An 18,051-nucleotide genomic window follows, 5' to 3' on the forward strand; every position below is an offset into this window, starting at 1 on the left:
TAAAAAGTTTGCTATAAACCCTAATAAATCAGAAAATTATTACAAAAGTTTTTAATTATTTACTAAATATTAATGGAGATTAATTCAGTGTTTGATAAGCTATTACCTGAAGTTTTAATTATAGAAGAAAAAAATAAAAAAAGTGTTAATATTTCTTTAAGTAATGATATAGAGAGAGCAGGATTTGATATAATTAGGGCTTCAACTCTAGAAAAAGCATTAACTTATTTCTTTAGTCAGCCGCTTGCTATCATAATTATTAGTGCAGAATTACAAGAAAATCCTTTAATAACAATAAATAACGTTAGAAAAATTAATAAATTTTCTAAAACGCCTATAATATTTTTTTTACCAAACAAGCAATTAAATTTAACAGAAATAGACGATAACGTACTATTTTTTTATAAGCCCTTTTTATCTGAGCAAATAGTAGTACTTTAAAGAGCTTATTGAGACGTTCTAAGTCAGTTTTATAAGATAATATTATTAAATTTAAGAATATAAATATTGATTTAAATACTGAAAAAGTATACAAAGACGGACTGAATATTCGCCTAGGTCCTACTGAGTTTAAAATTTTGCGACTTTTTTTTCAGTTTCCAAATGAAGTATTTTCGCGTCAAGAAATAATAAAATATTATATGGGAAAGTGAAGAGACCTTTAATGAACGTCTTATAGATGTTCATATAAATAGAATTAGAGAGGCCTTAGGGAAAGACAATTTAATTATTAAAACAGTTCGTTTTATCGGTTATTGTTTAAATAAAGATAGCGACTAGAATTTTGTTGTCAAAATTTTCTTTGTATTTATGCATTAAGTATGTTAATATCTATTAATTATATTTATGTATACTATAATATAATAAGATTTTATTCGTTGCCAATTTATATATTTTATAACTAAAAACTGTAAATTTTATGTTAAGTAAACTAAATAAGCCTGCTTTATTTGCTTTAATATTTTATCCTATTTTTATTATATCTCTTGTAGTTAAATATTCGTTTGATTATGGGATAGGACTAACTGAAGCTATTTTTATAATTGCTAGTTATTATATTAATAATATTACCGTTGGGATTGGTTTGCATAGGTTATGGTCTCATAATGCCTATAAAATAAATAAATATGCCGAGTTTGTCTTAATTATGCTGTCTGCAGGAACATTACAAGGACCGGCTTTATCTTGGGCATCGAATCATTATAAACATCATAGATATACGGATCAAGACCAAGATCCGCATACTCCTTTAAAATTTGACAATAAATTTTTAGGCTTTATGTGGTCTCATATAGGATGGATGCTAGTTGGAAGCGGTAGCTATAAGTCTATTGATCGCATTACTTGGGCTAAGCACGGGAAAAACAATTTATTAAAATGGCAGCTAAAATATTATTGGCAAATAGCAGCTTTTATGAATATTGTCGTGCCTTTATTTATCGGTTACTTAGTCGGCGGTACTATATTATCGGCATATGCAGGATTTTTATTTATGGGGCTCGGTAGATTCCTACAGCAGCAAGCAACCTTCTGTGTTAATTCTTTATGCCACTTTGCCGGTAGTAAACAATATTACAAAGGTACCGCTGGAGATATTTGGTGGATGACTCTATTTTTACTAGGTGAAAATTGGCATAATTACCATCATGCTTTTCCTTCAGATTATCGTAACGGTGCAAAATGGTATCATTTTGACGTTCACAAATGGATAATATTTTTAATGAGTAAAATAGGTTTAGCTTCAGAACTTGAACGTACTACAAAAGTACGTATACAGGCAAAAATGCAAGAAACTTTAAGCTATCTTAGTGAAAAACAAAAGCAAAAATTGACTTTAATGCAAACTAAAATAGATCATTTATTAGAAAATCTATGCTTAAAAATTAAAGAGCTTGAAGAATCATCTATTACTATTAAAGAACAATTTAAGAAATCTTTTGTAGAAATACAAGAATCACTTAAAAATTTAGCAGAGCAAGTAAGTTCTGCAACGCAAATAACAGAAAAACCTTCGGAAAAATTACTAAAAATAGTTAATAAAAAAATTATTGATGCCGAACAATCTATTTATAAGCTGTATAATCAATTAAATACCTTAAAGGTATCTAATTAAGCATTATTAAATAAAGATAAATATCGTCATTGCGAGCAGTCGTAGACTGCATGGCAATCTCGTTAAATATCCTGAGGTTGCCACGTCGTTGCTAACGCAACTCCTCGCAATGATGGAAACGGTCTACGCAACAATGACGATTTGGTATCCACGCGGGTAACACTACTTTTTTAGCCAATACCGGTTTCAATTTGAATGATAAAAATTTTAGGTATAGAATCAAGCTGTGACGATACAGCTGTTTCTATAATCACCGAAAATCGAGAAATCCTATCTAATATAATTATTTCACAAAATACAGAACATGCAGTTTTTGGAGGGGTCGTACCTGAAATTGCTGCACGTTCTCACTTATCGAATCTAGATAAAGCATTAAAAAATGTTTTAAAAGAGAGCAACACTAAATTAACGGAAATTAGTGCAATTGCCGCAACTTCCGGTCCAGGCTTAATCGGCGGTGTTATAGTCGGCTCAATGTTTGCAAGGTCGCTAAGCAGTGCTTTTAAAAAACCATTTATTGCAATTAATCATTTAGAAGGTCATGCCTTAACCGCAAGATTAACCGATAATATCCCTTATCCTTATTTACTCTTGTTAGCTTCGGGGGGACATTGCCAATTTGTAGCGGTCCTAGGGCTTGGAAAATATAAAATCCTAGGGTCTACTATAGATGATGCCATAGGCGAAGCCTTTGACAAAGTAGCAAAAATGCTAAACTTAGCCTTTCCTGGAGGACCTGAAATTGAGAAAAGAGCAAAACTTGGCGATCCTCATAAATATAAATTTCCAAAACCTATAATTAACAGCGGTAATTGCAATATGTCCTTTTCAGGGCTTAAAACTGCCGTACGTACTTTAATAATGAGTTTAAAGGAACTTAATGACGCTGTAATTAATGATATAGCGGCAAGTTTTCAGTTCACCATAGGAGAAATTCTAAGTAGTAAGGTGCAGGATGCTATTATAGCATATGAACGAGTTGTAAATGATTATTACGAGAATATAGATTATACTACACAGCTAAATTTAAAAAGCTTTAGACAAGATGAATTTAAGGAAGAGCCTGCGGAGCATACAAAAGTACGTGAGCACAGGCTCTACCCGCAAAATTCGCTTGGATCAAGCTTTTTAAATGACGCTATAGTTATTGCCGGCGGTGTTGCTGCCAATAAATATTTACAAGAAATATTAAGTAATTGTGCTAAAACATATGGTTATCAGCTTATTTATCCGCCTATCCGTTTATGTACCGATAATGCTGCAATGATTGCATATGCAGGACTTGAGCGTTACAATAATAAGCTATTTACTCCTTTGAATTTCTGTCCAAAAGCTAGATGGAGTTTAGAGGATATCAGTAAATAAATTTTAATATTGACACTTCTTAATATAGTAGTATGATATGTAATTACCATGTTTCATGGTAATTATCTATATAAAAAAGAGGTAAGTTTATGAGCAATAACAATTATGAAAACATATATAAAGCATTTAATTGTTTTTCAGAAGCAACCAATTCTGCCTATTCAGCCGTAAATAATTTTTTAGAACTACCTAATGTATTTAATAAATATCCTACCGTCATTTCTTTAATTTTTTCTAAAACAGCAAAATTAGACTCTAATATAACCAATATAATTAAAAACGGCGTTATTATATATGAGATATCAACAACCTTAATAGGTGCCGTAAATAGTTTTTATAAAGATAAAAAACTAGTCGATAAAATATTAAAAGACGGACAGAATGCTATTGATAAGCTTATTGAAACAACAACTTACTTATCGCCAATAGTTACAGATATTACAAATTCTTACTTAGTTGATCCGTATAAAGAGGAAAAAACACTATTATTTGACTTACAAATTCCTAACTCTACTAGTAATGATTGTTATAAATTATCAGGTACTGAAAGTATAACATTAGCTGAAATTGAATGTTATTAACTCTAAATTGACCCGAATTATGGATAAATCTTTATCCATAATTCGGTAAGTAATATTTCTTTTTTATATCAAGTTATGATATCAATTTGTAAAGCATCGGATCCTAATGTATAAGTTTCCACACTTATATCGGTATTTGTGGATACTAATTGCTCTATGTTAGAAAGCCATAGATCAAAATTACTTTTCCATGTATCATATATGATTGGCTTGTTTTTCATACTAATACATAGAGTATGATCATCCTCGTGCTTAACATTAGTTATTTCAAATTTAGTATTTGGCAATACTACTATTTCCTTTTCTCCATCGTTTAATATAGAAGAAATATCAGTACCTACTAGAGGGGAATTCATTTCAATTTCATATTTAATATTAATTTGATGCGGTTTTAATTCATCTGACATATGATTATTAATAATACTCTGCTCAGAAGTTGTAAACATAAACCGCTCTGTAGAATATTCATTTCCTATGTTAAATATACCCACCTCTGATTTCTCTCTTGTTTCTCCACGCCAAATAGTAAGATTTTCAACTTGTCCTTGACTCATTTGGTATTGATCATTAGTTAGTATTATTAAAGCACGTTGCATTTCATAGGATTCTTTTGTTTTATCATACAACCTCATATAGCCGGTTTCTTTGAAATCTTTCAATGCAAAAAATTCTCTAAAAGTTATACTGTTATTATCATCTAATTCTGCTTCATTGTAAGCATCGACATATTCTTCAAGTTCTACTCCATCTTGTTTTTTTAATTCTTCCAGTTCATTTAAGGAGTAGATTTCTTTCAATATCTCTTCTGCTGTTTCGTAATCTATTTCATCGTCATTATACACAATGCTTCACACCTCCGTTCATTAGATTTTTATTGTATCTAACTTACTTATTTATCAAAGTTAGAAAGGTGGTTATAACAAAGTAATAGACTAGGCTCAAGAAAAAATTAATGAAAATTATAAGTTATGCAATAATTTAGTTTTCGTACGCAGAGCTTAATCAATTATCTTTATCCTTAGCTCTTCCTTTTCTCTAGCTATTTTCACGGTATTGCCGCTACTTATTTCGCCTGCTAAAATCATTTTGGCTAAGTTATTTTGTATTTCCCTCTGGATAAGGCGTTTTAAGGGTCTTGCTCCAAAGCTTGGGTCATAGCCTTTTTCGGCTAAATAATTTAAAGCAGATTCATCAAATTCAAGAAGAATATTTTGTGCTAGTAAAATTTTCTTTAAGCTTTCAAGCTGTATCTTAACTATATCATGAATATTATTACGATTTAGGCGATGGAATAATATAATTTCGTCTAACCTATTTAAAAACTCTGGCTTAAATACTGCTTTAACATATTCCATAACCTCATCTTTTACTTTATATGTATCTTCATCCTCTTTCTGATTAACGAGTATCTCAGCACCTAAATTAGAAGTTAAAACTATAATAGTATTTTAAAAATCAACTGTGATACCCTGACTATCGGTTAATCTTCCCTCATCAAGTATTTGCAGCATAATATTAAATATGTCGGGATGGGCTTTTTCAACTTCATCAAATAATATTACCTGATAAGGGCGGCGTCTTACTGCTTCCGTTAACACCCCACCTTGATCATATCCTATATAGCCAGGAGGAGCTCCTATCAAACGAGAAATAGCATGCTTCTCCATATATTCCGACATATCTATACGAAGTATTGCATTACGATCATCAAAAAGAAAACTAGCTAAGGCTTTGGTAAGCTCGGTTTTACCTACTCCTGTAGGTCCTAAGAATAAGAAGGAACCAAGCGGGCGGTTAATATCCTGAATACCTGCACGTGATCTTCTAACTGCATCACTGACCCCTTTAATTGCTTCATCTTGTCCTATGACCGATTCACGTAATTTCTGCTCCATCACAAGCAAACGCTCACGTTCACTTGATAGCATAGTATCAATCGGAATACCAGTAATACGAGAGATAATACTTGCTATATCACTTTCCGATACAATTTCTTTTAATAGCCCTTTATTATCCATACTTTCGGCTTCCTGAATCTTTTTCATAATCTCAGGTATAATTCCGTATTTTAGCTCACTAGCTTTAGCGAGATTAGCGTCACGCTCGGCACGCTCTAGATCGATTCTTGCTCGTTCTAACTCTTCTTTAAGTTTTTGGGCTTGCTGTAGTTTAGACTTTTCTGCTTGCCATTTAGCTTTCATATCATATGATTTAGATTCTAACTTTTCGAGTTCCTCGGTTAAATGGGTAATTTTCTTTTTAGAATGCTCGTCATTTTCTTTTTTAAGTGCTGCAAGCTCAATTTTTATCTGAATAATACGGCGATCTAGCTCGTCAAGCTCTTCAGGCTTACTTGACAATTCTATTTTCATACGGCTACAAGCTTCATCAATCAAATCAATAGCTTTATCAGGTAAATAACGATCGGTAATATAACGGTTTGATAACGTCGCTGCTGCAACTATTGCACTATCGGAAATTCGCACGGCATGATGCAGCTCGTATTTTTCTTTAATTCCTCTAAGTATTGATATAGTATCCGAGGCAGTCGGCTCACTCACGTAAACAGGTTGGAAACGGCGAGCAAGTGCTGCATCTTTCTCGATATATTTACGATATTCATCTAGAGTAGTAGCTCCGATGCAGTGCAGCTCACCACGAGCAAGCATCGGTTTTAGTAAATTCGAGGCATCCATAGCACCATCGGTTTTTCCCGTACCGACTAATAGATGCAACTCATCAATAAATAAGATAATTTCACCGCTTGATTCTTTGATTTCACCAAGTACTGCTTTAAGACGTTCTTCAAATTCACCTCGATATTTAGCACCTGCTATTAAAGCTCCCATATCAAGCTCAATAATACGGCAGTTCATAAGTGACTCAGGTACGTCCTTACTAAATATACGTTGTGCAAGCCCCTCTATTATAGCAGTTTTACCGACTCCTGGTTCACCGATCAACACAGGATTGTTTTTCATGCGTCGTGATAGTACCTGCACGGTTCTTCTTATTTCTTCATCACGTCCGATTATCGGGTCAAGCTTACCGCTTTCGGCAAGCTCTGTTACGTCTCTGCCGTATTTCTTTAGAGCATCGTAACTATTTTCTGCCGATTCGGTATCTGCTTTTTTGCCTTTACGAAACTGTAAAATAGCTGCTGCTAATTTTTTACTATTAATTCCATTATTCGTTAAAATTTTACCGGCTATAGTATTACCATAAGTTAATGCTTCAAATATACGCTCTATGGTTACAAAGCTATCCCCACTGTCTTTAGCAATGCTACTAGCTTTTTCTAAAACTTTAAGAGCTTCAGCAGAAGAATAAACTTGTCCCCCTCCCTCAACCTGAACTTTTGGAATTTTATTTAGTTCTAGCTGAACTTGATCTTTTAATAAGTTTATATTACCTCCGGTATTATTAATAAGGGTTTGAATTATACCTGTTTCTTCACTTAAAAGACTAGATAATAAATGCAAAGGTAATATTTGCTGATGATCGTTTTTAGCAGCAATCGATTGGCTACTAGCTATCACTGATTTAGCATGTGCAGTAAATTTATCAATATTCATATAAATAACATATTTTAATTAATAAAGTTAAATATTTTTAACTAGACTATTTTTATATAATAATTTTTAATTAAAATAACAAGAGAGGAACAACTACATATAGAATTTTATAATGCTTTCATCATTAAAAAAACAATTTGATAACGATAAGGCGTTTTTATTAAATCATACAAAAGAATTTTTAACTACATCCGGAGTAGGCGTTCCTTTAGAAACAAATAGAGCTAAAATTGAAGAAGCTGTTGAAAAAGGCAGCTTTACCGAGGCATTACAGGGTTTAGAAATTTTACGTCATGAGAAAACCGGTATAAAGCTTACTAAAATTGAAGGAAAAAATGGCGAAACTTCAATATTAATACGTGACGGTCGCAACAATCCTAATGAAAAAATTGTTTTAGGCACTGAAGCTTTTGAAATGCAATATTTAAACGCTATCAGAGGTGCGATAGACATAGCAAAGACCGAAAATAAACCTGAGCTTGCACTGAAATTAAATAAAGAAGCAGTAAAATTTATTAATAGTTTTAATGCTTTGAATATGGAAAAATCACAAGAAAATATCTCAAAAAATATGCAAACTGAGATTGACAATGTTGCTGAATTGCTAGGAACAAACGGTATTAAAAATGCTCATAAAAAATTAAATGTTGCTAAAGATTTTCAAAATTTCAATGATGAGCATTGTAATATAGTAACTTTGTCAAAAGTCACCAATGATGAGGGAAAAGAGCATATTGTAGTCGAAGCGGAAGTAGCTTTTAAAGGCTTGACAAAAGAACAAAAGCAAGAATATCAAAATAGAGAAGGTAAAAACTGGTATAATGTAATGCCTGAATGGGAGAGGAAGCTTGTTGATCAGTACGCTGATACAATTCAAAACGGTAGGCATGTTATCCCAACCCAGTTACGACAAATTGTTGGCATGAAAAATGCCTTTGAGAAAATTGGGGCAATAACCGACAAAGACGGTAAAAATTTTGAAACACTGCTTATATCTAAACATGCAGGTACATTAGCCTCGATTTCAAATGATATAGATTCTAGACAAAAAATTACCGACTTAAATGCACGCCAAGCCCAAGAATGGCTTGAAGACGGCGTTACTATTCATACCAATACATTAAACTCAGGTCCTATAGGAGCTGGCAATGATCCCACAATTGTTGATCAGACAAAAAAATCTATGGAAAATGTCGGTGGGAAAAATACTAATACTCCTCTTAATTTATTTAGGCTTATAGGAGTAACAAATAATTTTTCAGGAGTAGTGATACTTTAAACAAAATAGCAGAAAATTTACCAACTGAAAAAGGAATTGATAAATTAAAACACATATTAAATCTAGAAGCAAATTTGAACGTTTTTTTAGGATAAATAAACCTAAAGGAAATGCAGTAGAAATAATTAACAATGCAAATTTAAAGGATCAGGAAAAAGAAATATTAAAAAAAGCTGTAACATTAAGAGAAAATATTGAGCAAGCAGATATTCCTTTTAGAGTATCTTTCGAGACAAAACTTCCTTTTATATCTTTTGATAAAGAAAATATTAATCTAAATATATCAGATGCCTTAAGTAATTTAACAGAAAAAATAAGACAAAATAAACAAGAAAATAAAACCACTAGTTTAATAAATTTACCTCAGGAAGAAATATTAACAATGTGTGCTAGCGGTAAAGATAGAGAAGGACTTAATGAACATAATAAAATATCTCAAGCATTATCACATCGATAAACAATTACTTAAAAACGGTCATATTGCTCAGCAAGCAGGTAGTATTTTATGCAGGCGGTGCAACAATAGGTTGTTACGGCACTAAAAAAGAAAATAAAAGAGCTATTCCAAAAAGTAGAAAAGAAACACTTGCTGGTATAATGGAGGTAACGGCTAAAACAAATAAAATTGAAGATAAAAAAAAGATGGATAAAAAGATAGATGCGAAATATGAAAAAAATCATCCTAAAGAATCTATCGTAATACACAGTGATAAGAAAGTTGTTAAACCGTTAACTAAATCGGTGTCACAACTTAAACCAAGTATAACCCCACCGGTTAAATTTAATAAAAGTCAAAATATAGGTATGGAGAAATAATGTCAGAAATTGCAATTGTAACAGGCGGTACTAGAGGAATAGGTAAGGCTACCGCTTTAGAATTAAAAAATAAGGGTCTTACGGTAGTTGCTAATTTTTTCAGTAATTACGACGCTGCTAAAGAAATGGAAGAAAAATACGGTATCAAAACTAAATGCTGGAATGTTGCGGATTTTGAAGAATGCAGGCAAGCAGTAAAGGAAATTGAAGAGGAATTTAAAAAACCGGTAAGTATTCTTGTTAACAATGCAGGTATTACCAAAGATAAAATGCTACATAGAATGAGCCATCAAGATTGGAATGATGTCATTAACGTTAATCTCAATTCTTGCTTTAATATGTCTAGTAGCGTAATGGAACAGATGCGAAACCAAGATTACGGTCGTATAGTAAATATCAGTTCAATTAATGCTCAAGCAGGGCAGGTTGGACAAACTAATTACTCTGCCGCTAAAGCCGGAATTATCGGCTTTACTAAGGCACTTGCTCGTGAAACTGCTTCTAAAAATATCACCGTTAACTGCATAGCTCCAGGGTATATTGCAACCGAAATGGTAGGAGCAGTACCTGAAGACGTACTTGCTAAAATTATTAATAGTATCCCCAAAAAAAGACTAGGACAGCCTGAAGAAATAGCTAGAGCCGTAGCATTTTTAGTTGATGAAAATGCCGGCTTTATAACAGGTGAGACTATTTCTATCAACGGCGGCCATAATATGATTTAAATCATTAATTTATAATAGATTAGAATATGATAAAACAAATATTGAAAGATATTAAGACACTATGTAAAAGTTGTAATTATGAAGGAGCATTTAATAAATTAGCAGAAATTAAAGGATTAGTCGGATATATACAATACTATCACTATGGAAATGGTATAATCTATACTTCCCAAGCAGAAACTAATAATGATATAACAGAAAAGCAACAGCTTTACTTTAAGGCAGAAATTTCATTTCGTAAAACAGCTCAATACAAATCTATCCCTAAAAATACTTATTTTTTATTAGGCAAAATTCTTTGTAAAGTAGGTAAATTCAAGGAAGCTAAGATTGTACTCGAACAATATACACCTTCCCAAAAGAACCAGAAAGAATTTCAAGAAATTCTTAGTCAAATACCCCCAGAACCTAATAAAACTACTAATTCACCGCTGCTAACGAGAGAAAATGATTTATCTAAGAGTCAATTAATTTTGATTAATAATAGCGATTATGTAACGAGACAAGAACACAATGAATTAAAAAGCTCTATGCTTGAACTTAGTCAAGAGGTTACAGAAATAAAGCTAACTATTGCAGACATAAAAAAAATGTTAGTAGATGCAAATATCCCGCTTACTGCAACTATAAACAACCAAATTAACGGATTGAAAGACATTAATCCTAGATTAGAAGAATATTATAAATATTTTAATATGGCTTTACACAATGTATTTATTGCTGCTAGTGCCGTAAGTAGTGGCTTAGTAGTTCCTGATGCTGGACATTTGGAACGAGTTGGACCTATGTATTGGGCGAAAATATTTTGTTATGCTGCTGATGTAGGATCAGCTGGGTTTTTACATCCTATTTTCAATGCTATAATAGCAGTCCTTCATGATGCAGGTGATAATATGTTTAACTCTAAGGAAGAAGTAAAGCTAGTAGATGTACTTACTAAATTTTGTAAAATGATTAATAAGCAAAAGGATATGACCGTACCTATAGGACAAGAACTACAGAGATTAGCTTTATTTTTTGCTAATTTAAGGAGTGCAGAAATCACAAAAAATAATGAGACGGAGTTCAGTAATTTCTTTACGGATAAACTGCCGATGCAAAATAAATTTTTTCGTTATGATACCAATAATACCAAAGAAATGAATAGTAAACCTATGGAAAAAGTAGCACTTCAAGATGCTATTTCTTTGATTAGTTATATGCATAAGAATGCAGAGGATATATTAAAGAGTAAAGAACCGTTTTTAACACAAATTTTAACTACTGTAGAAAAGAAGTTTCACAAATCATGGGATGATATAAAAAAAACTACTCCCGGTAATGTAGAATATGATTTATGGCAAATAGAAAAGCAATTACCTGAATCTGAAATAATAACCGAGAAAGCAAAAACCGGACAGTTAACAAGTATAAATATACCTTACTTTTTATTTGATTTCTCAAAATCATATTTTCCGATGATTTCTTTATCGGGCATCAGAAGAGGAATTTTAATAAAGAATATTCTGAAGATAAACTTACGACAGAAGAGCAAGGCTGCTTCTTCTTATTCTTGGCATATAAAATATTTAGATACGGCAATGAAGCATGCCTCAAATATTTTGGTGATAATGATAAATATAAGGAGCTGATAAAACAAGTTCTCAAGGATTATCCTCATTTATTTTTTAGAGAAGAGGCAATTAACATCTGTATTAAAAATGAAACTGATAGAAAAAAAGCATTAGATGCAATAAAGTTAGAGTCATCAGATAAATTTTTTGTAGATTGCTTTCAAAAAGTATTTCCTAATTTAAATTTTGTTAAAGTTATGGTAAAACTTGAACCTAAACCGCAATTTGAACATGGGCCTGTGTTTGAATCTGACGCAATAGAGGTATTATTTTTAGATATAGATGAAAATGGTGCTATAACGATAGTAGGTGATGTTAAACAATAAATTTATTTAAAAAATGACTAGCATATACCACATTCTTGACAATGTTCCTGCTATTTATAAGCAGGACATGGAAATAGAGTATGAGCATTTAGCGATGCAATTAATTAAGTCCGGTAAATTACGGATAGATACCGATAATTGCTGCAATTTTGCAAGATTTACCGAGCCTGCTCTTAATATAAGCTTAATGGTTAGTAAAGAAGAACTAACAAGCCCGCATTTAATTCCTGAAACTACCAAGCTTTTTCAAAATTTATATAGAAATTCTGCTTCAGATCAGAAAATAAAATCAATTTTCAATAATTTAAAACAGCAAATCCAAAAGCTACAACCGGTTAAGAAAGAAGTAACCGAAATGTTGGCACGTCTTTTTGTTCAGTCGGCTCATCCAATCGTAATAAGGTGGCTTCTTCTTAATAAGACGGAAGTATTCCTTACCTATTCGCATAATATCGGCGATATGATGGATATGGTTAGCTGGCAACGAGTGGGCGGTAATAGCGGTATGCAAAGCACTAACGGCAAGGACGTAGCTATTTTTGTTTCATGCGGCGGTAATCCTTTTGCTGAAAACAATAAAGACTATCCTATGTACGGTAATGGCTGGCCTGCCGTTGCTAGGCTTCAGATTATCGCAGCCCAAGAGCTTGGGCATTTTGCCGATATAAAAAGAGATGATAAAGGCAGGCAAATAACTCGCCATTCGGCTAATTTTTCCGGTACTAAAGCTACCGATAAAGTACGAATTGCTAGAAAAAATGATATAATACATTGTCATAATTTGCTTAGTAAGCTCCTTAAAGCGGGTATGAAAAAGCAATTAGATTATGAAACGAAACTTAAATTTTATAATGCAAATAAAGTTAGCGGCTTAAAAGTTTATGCTATAAAATTCATGATTTTTATATATAAATTTCGGCTTTTAAATTATAGCAGTAGGAATAACCTAATATTTGTAAAAAAATTTAAAACCGATAAATATATGGCATTAATGATTGAGGCTATGTTTAAAGATATGCAAGCTAATTTGTCACCAAACGCTGAAGTGTATAAAAATAAAAACCCTGAAATTGAAGAAGCTGTAGCCTGCATTGAGGCACTTGCTAGAGTACCGCAACAAGCCGTAAAATGGGGATATTTAACTACCAAAGAAACTATGCACGACCTTTATAAAATATATTATAACGAGGTTATACCTTCTTTAATTACTAGCTATAATGCTGTCACCGGTGAAAATTACAAACGTGACTTTAAAAAACCAAAAAACGGCTTATTTTCTAGAATCAATATCTTTAGGAATAAGAAGCTAGTATTAAAACCTGTTAGAGAATTGTAAGTATACTGATGTGAAATGAAAAGTAGTATACGAAGGTCAACTTCAAAAAGAGCAAGGAGTTCAAAGTCCTCGGAGCGGAGCGACTTAATACGTGAGTACCGAAGCTCTTGTAGAATGACATAGCCAATTTTTGAAATTGACCTAGTATATATTGCTTTTTTAAGAATTTAGTATTATATTTAATATAAAATTATATATAAAAAATGATATGACAAGCTTATCTATTACTCTACCCGATAATATAGCTAAAGCTAGTAATGAAATTGCTAAAAAGCTAGGATTATCTAGAACAGCATTTATTCGTCAAGCCATTATACATGAACTCAATAATCTTCAGTCTCAATTTGAACAAGACGATATTATAAAAAGCTTTAATGCAATGAAAAAATCTAAAAAATATCTAGAAGAAATGACAGAAATGACAGAAATCACTGAAAACTTAAATTCAGAATTACTAGAAGAAAAGGAAAAATGGTGGAGCAAAAAGAAATATTAACACGGGGCGGTATTTACTTGGCTAGGCTTGATCCTGCTAAAATAAATGAAGTTGGAAAAATACGTCCCGTAAGGCACTGTCCAAATAAGTGTGTAAATTTCTCAAAGGTTGTATAGAAGAAAATATAACAAAAAGAGAAATTACAATGACACAGAAACAAAATGCTGCAATGGAACAAGCGATAGATTTATTGATCAATAATGATACAGATGTATCAATATTATTCAGGGAAGATGGTTTATTAAAAGAAATAACCAAGCGTCTTGTAGAGAGAGCTCTACAGTCTGAGATGAATAATCATTTAGGATATAGCAAGTACAATCAAAGTGATGCTCAGAATTCACGTAATGGTTATAACACAAAGAATCTGATTACAAAGAATGGTGCTGTTGAGATTGAAGTGCCAAGAGATAGAAATAGCAGTTTTGCACCATCATTAGTAGCAAAGCGTCAAAGAAGGCTTGATGGTTTTGATGATAAAGTACTATCTTTGTATGCTAAAGGTATGAGTTTATCAGATATAAAATTACAGCTTCAGGAGTTATATGGAGCTGATGTAAGCGAGAGTTTAATTAGCCAAATCACAGATGATATAATAGAGGATGTTAAGCTATGGCAAAGCCGTCCATTAGATCCAGTATATGCTATAGTATTTTTTGATTGTTTAATAGTAAAAGTACGTCAGGATAAACGGATTATCAATAAATCGGTATATGTTGCATTAGGTATTGATTTAGAAGGGCGGAAAGATATTTTGGGATTATGGATCAGTGAGAATGAAGGGGCTAAATTTTGGCTTGGAAATTTTACTGAGATGAAAAATAGAGGTATACAAGACATACTGATAGCATGTAGCGATAACCTTAATGGTATGTCTGAAGCTATAGGTGCTGTTTTTCCAAAGACGGAGCATCAATTATGTATTGTACATCAAATTAGAAATAGTTTACGATATGTATCATATAAGGACCGGAAAGAGCTTGCTGGTGATTTAAAACCTATTTATACACTAGCACAGAAAAAGAAGCACTTTCCGCTTTAGAGGCTTTTGAATCTAAATGGAATAAACAATATCCTCAAATTGCTAAATCTTGGTATGTTCACTGGGATAATTTAATGATTTTCTTAGGATACCCTGAAGAAATACGGAAAATAATTTATACAACAAATGCTGTGGAATCTGTTAATAGTCAACTCCGAAAAGTCACAAAAAATAAACGTGTTTTTCCAAATGATAATGCTGTTTTTAAAAGCTTATATTTGGCAATTGATTACATGACCAAAAAATGGTCCATGCCCATACCAAATTGGAATGCGGCTATGGCTCATTTTTTAATAAAATTTGACGAAAGAATCTAGGCTTTTGGAAAAGTTTACACACTTAATCGGGAAGACTCGATTTTTTTGAAATATGAATAACTATTCCAACAAAAATCTTATTAATTTTCGCTTAAAAATATCTTATAATTATAATCATTAATCAAAAGTGTACAGAACCTAACTATCCTGCTTGTTAAATATAAATTATTTCTCTATAATGGCATTTTTTAAATAAAATATAAATCAAATGCCATTATCTAGAATTTTTTCATTCCGTAGTAAGAATAAGGAAACTAACACTCCAAAAAACCTCAAAATTGCGCATCCAAAGCCAATTAATGAGAGTGAATATGCAAACTCTCTAGCCGGTGAAGTTGTTACTATTAAACTTAATGAACAGTCTCATAATTTTATAAAGAGTGAAAAAGTTGTTCTAACCTCATTTAAACCGCCTTCTTCTCAAAGTAAAGACGAATTTGATCCTATCTTAAAAGATGTTGAAAATATTTTAAAGGATTTTGAGGTTTTCTTAGATAATATAGATACTAAAGCTTTAGGAGAGATTGATTCATAGTAAAATCGATAGTTTTATGCTGTAAGATTTCTAGCTGAAAAGGGCATTGTTGTACGGATATTAGGGACGTCATTGCGAGGAGATGCGTAGCATCGACGTGGCAATCTCTTAAGGTAAGTAGTATAAGGTTCATGAGATTGCCACGCAGCCTACGGCTGCTCGCAATGACGATTTAATATCCACTACGCCTATGCGGGAATGACATTGAGAACCACACAACAATATCATTATGCTATTTTTTGATATTCAAAATATATTTTCCTTACTGCATAAATCCACGCTAAGCATACAAAAGTAAATACCACCATTAGAATCGGTGAGATTGAGGTAAAAGTAGCAGTCGGAACTAAGGTAAAGATAATAGATTGTACAAGACCGCTAGAGGATTTGCCGACTTTCGCACTTATTACGTCAACTGCTGCTTTGCCTTTGGTTTTAAGTTCATCATCAAGCGGTATATATAACATTTCTCTAGAAGTATCCCATATAGAATATTTAGTACCTTTAGCTAAAATATTTTGAATACCGCCGATTGAAACGGCAAGTGCAAGCGGTGACATTAAAATTGCTCCATCAAATAATGATAAAATTTGTTGATCAAATACGATAAGTACAAAGAACAAAATGCCGGTCACCATTATTATAACCGGTGAAATAACTGCTGCTACAAACCAGTTGTGCATACGCATAACGTTATTACCGATGATGGTCATAACCATTATTGCAACGCCCGTCCACAGTATATACAGACTGTTAAATTCAGCATAGGTATTTACAGTAGGATATAATTCCTTAATTTTTGCTTTCCATACGGCTTCGACTAAGTTAATAGCAAATCCGAAAGCTGCCGAACAAATTAAAAGTAGCCATAAATATTTTGATTTCGCAATATATTTAAAGCTTTTAATCAGTCCCATACGTTCTGAAGTTGATCTACCGCTTTTTGCTTTAGCATAAAATAATGGGTTAGTAAAAACGTTCTTGCTAATAAATCTAACTAACACACAACAAACAATAGCAACAATTGCTACAATTGTCGTGGATACTTGAACTAAAGTGATTTTACTATCCGAAATACTCATAAACTTCTTAATAATAGTATCTTCAGATGATAGATTCATCATTAAAAAGCCGACTAATATTAAAGAAGAGTTGCCAAATAGAGAAAAGAAAGTATAAAATCTTTTTGCTTCTTCGGTAGTAGTAAGTTCATTAGCGAACTGCCAAAATAATAATACGTAAAAAATATTAGGCCAAAGCTCGGCAAGGCTATAATATACTATATAACCCCAATTACCTACTAATGAGATATACCACTTAAAATGAGGATAGCGTTCCATCCAGTCAGCTAAATTATCGGGATGTACATGAAAAACATGGATATTAGGATAGATTACAAAAGCAAATAAAACAAAAAAGCTGATGAAAAATGCACTTAAATAATAAAAGATCTTCTCAAAAGTAAAGCGATTAATCATTTTAGCGTAAATAATCACGAATAAAGCTGCAGCAGGCGTAACACAATAAACTTTAGCAAAACCTGCTATCTCTGCACTGATTTCAGAGATTAGAATACTATCTTTTAAGATTCGTAAAATATTTTGATTAAATAAGATACAAAACATTAAGGCACTCATCGGAATAAACTTTCCGAGTTCGTAATTATGCACAGGCCAAAATGCTGCTCTGAATTTGCTTTTAAACGATCGTGATGAGGTACTTAGCATTATAAATCCCTAAGGACAAAAAAAAAACTTAAGCACTTTAGGTTCTGTATACTTTATAATCATTAATAATAAAGTACACAGAACCTCAGATTTTATGAAAATATATTTACAGATAGCATCTGAGAGATTGGTATACTGTTTATTACACTATGAAGATGCTGCACTTATATAATATATTCAGCCTTTTGTCAAGAATTTACTTATA

At 32.2% G+C, this 18,051-nt stretch carries 16 protein-coding genes and 2 pseudogenes; 15 read left to right on the forward strand and 3 right to left on the reverse strand.

Features of this window, described 5'->3' with window-relative positions; all coding sequences use genetic code 11:
• The first annotated feature begins 72 nt into the window (after positions 1–72).
• From RF_RS10770 to RF_RS00790, 6 genes are all read left to right on the forward strand, one after another.
• The gene (locus RF_RS10770) at positions 73–441 is read left to right on the forward strand and encodes a hypothetical protein (RefSeq protein WP_011270497.1); all 369 of its coding nucleotides are present in this window, start codon (positions 73–75) and stop codon (positions 439–441) included.
• A gap of 137 nt (positions 442–578) precedes the next feature.
• Positions 579–653 (forward strand): hypothetical protein, encoded by a 75-nt coding sequence (locus RF_RS11090; protein ID WP_268747318.1) that lies wholly within the window; start codon positions 579–581, stop codon positions 651–653.
• 43 nt (positions 654–696) lie between these two features.
• On the forward strand, positions 697–780 hold the full coding sequence (locus RF_RS11095) for a hypothetical protein (protein WP_236682584.1): 84 nt from the start codon (positions 697–699) through the stop codon (positions 778–780).
• 139 nt (positions 781–919) lie between these two features.
• Positions 920–2,113, forward strand: coding sequence for a fatty acid desaturase (locus RF_RS00780; RefSeq protein ID WP_011270498.1), 1,194 nt, complete (start codon positions 920–922; stop codon positions 2,111–2,113).
• A 195-nt stretch (positions 2,114–2,308) separates the two neighbouring features.
• Positions 2,309–3,478 (forward strand): tRNA (adenosine(37)-N6)-threonylcarbamoyltransferase complex transferase subunit TsaD, encoded by a 1,170-nt coding sequence (gene tsaD / locus RF_RS00785; protein ID WP_011270499.1) that lies wholly within the window; start codon positions 2,309–2,311, stop codon positions 3,476–3,478.
• Positions 3,479–3,567: 89 nt separating this feature from the next.
• A complete protein-coding gene (locus RF_RS00790) occupies positions 3,568–4,059 on the forward strand; it encodes a DUF5424 family protein (protein WP_011270500.1) in 492 nt (163 codons plus the stop codon).
• 68 nt (positions 4,060–4,127) lie between these two features.
• On the opposite strand, the gene RF_RS00795 is transcribed toward RF_RS00790, so the two are convergent.
• Positions 4,128–4,901 (reverse strand): hypothetical protein, encoded by a 774-nt coding sequence (locus RF_RS00795; RefSeq protein WP_011270501.1) that lies wholly within the window; start codon positions 4,899–4,901, stop codon positions 4,128–4,130.
• Between the two features lie 156 nt (positions 4,902–5,057).
• Positions 5,058–7,634, reverse strand: a pseudogene (gene clpB / locus RF_RS00800) (ATP-dependent chaperone ClpB).
• Positions 7,635–7,746: 112 nt separating this feature from the next.
• Between clpB and RF_RS11100 the strand changes: the two are divergent.
• The 9 genes and pseudogenes from RF_RS11100 to RF_RS00865 all read left to right on the forward strand — a co-directional run bounded on the left by RF_RS11100 (position 7,747) and on the right by RF_RS00865 (position 16,119).
• Positions 7,747–8,913 carry a hypothetical protein gene (locus RF_RS11100; protein WP_011270504.1) on the forward strand — a complete coding sequence of 389 codons (1,167 nt, stop codon included), beginning with the start codon at positions 7,747–7,749 and terminating at the stop codon, positions 8,911–8,913.
• A gap of 480 nt (positions 8,914–9,393) precedes the next feature.
• The gene (locus tag RF_RS11105) at positions 9,394–9,729 is read left to right on the forward strand and encodes a hypothetical protein (RefSeq protein WP_011270505.1); all 336 of its coding nucleotides are present in this window, start codon (positions 9,394–9,396) and stop codon (positions 9,727–9,729) included.
• Positions 9,729–10,454, forward strand: a complete 726-nt coding sequence (locus RF_RS00830) for an SDR family oxidoreductase (RefSeq protein WP_011270506.1) — start codon at positions 9,729–9,731, stop codon at positions 10,452–10,454. Before RF_RS11105 ends, RF_RS00830 begins: the two co-directional genes overlap by 1 nt.
• 26 nt (positions 10,455–10,480) lie before the next feature.
• Entirely contained in the window at positions 10,481–12,085 is a 1,605-nt protein-coding gene (locus tag RF_RS11110) for a hypothetical protein (RefSeq protein ID WP_011270507.1), read from the forward strand.
• Positions 12,007–12,393 (forward strand): hypothetical protein, encoded by a 387-nt coding sequence (locus RF_RS10395; protein ID WP_011270508.1) that lies wholly within the window; start codon positions 12,007–12,009, stop codon positions 12,391–12,393. The genes RF_RS11110 and RF_RS10395 overlap by 79 nt, the downstream gene beginning before the upstream one ends.
• A gap of 13 nt (positions 12,394–12,406) precedes the next feature.
• A complete protein-coding gene (locus RF_RS00850; protein ID WP_011270509.1) occupies positions 12,407–13,729 on the forward strand; it encodes a DUF2748 family protein in 1,323 nt (440 codons plus the stop codon).
• 208 nt (positions 13,730–13,937) lie between these two features.
• Positions 13,938–14,225 (forward strand): ribbon-helix-helix domain-containing protein, encoded by a 288-nt coding sequence (locus RF_RS00855; RefSeq protein WP_011270510.1) that lies wholly within the window; start codon positions 13,938–13,940, stop codon positions 14,223–14,225.
• A 145-nt stretch (positions 14,226–14,370) separates the two neighbouring features.
• Positions 14,371–15,584 (forward strand): annotated as a pseudogene (locus RF_RS00860) (IS256 family transposase).
• A gap of 208 nt (positions 15,585–15,792) precedes the next feature.
• A complete protein-coding gene (locus RF_RS00865; RefSeq protein WP_011270512.1) occupies positions 15,793–16,119 on the forward strand; it encodes a hypothetical protein in 327 nt (108 codons plus the stop codon).
• A gap of 227 nt (positions 16,120–16,346) precedes the next feature.
• Here the strand turns inward: RF_RS00865 and tlc5 are convergent, their stop codons facing one another.
• Positions 16,347–17,846: a GTP/GDP exchange transporter Tlc5 gene (tlc5, locus tag RF_RS00870; protein WP_011270513.1), complete on the reverse strand. Its 1,500-nt coding sequence runs from the start codon at positions 17,844–17,846 to the stop codon at positions 16,347–16,349.
• Positions 17,847–18,051: the final 205 nt, after the last annotated feature.

The organism is Rickettsia felis URRWXCal2 (genome assembly GCA_000012145.1).
GTDB classification, from domain to species: Bacteria; Pseudomonadota; Alphaproteobacteria; order Rickettsiales; family Rickettsiaceae; genus Rickettsia; species Rickettsia felis.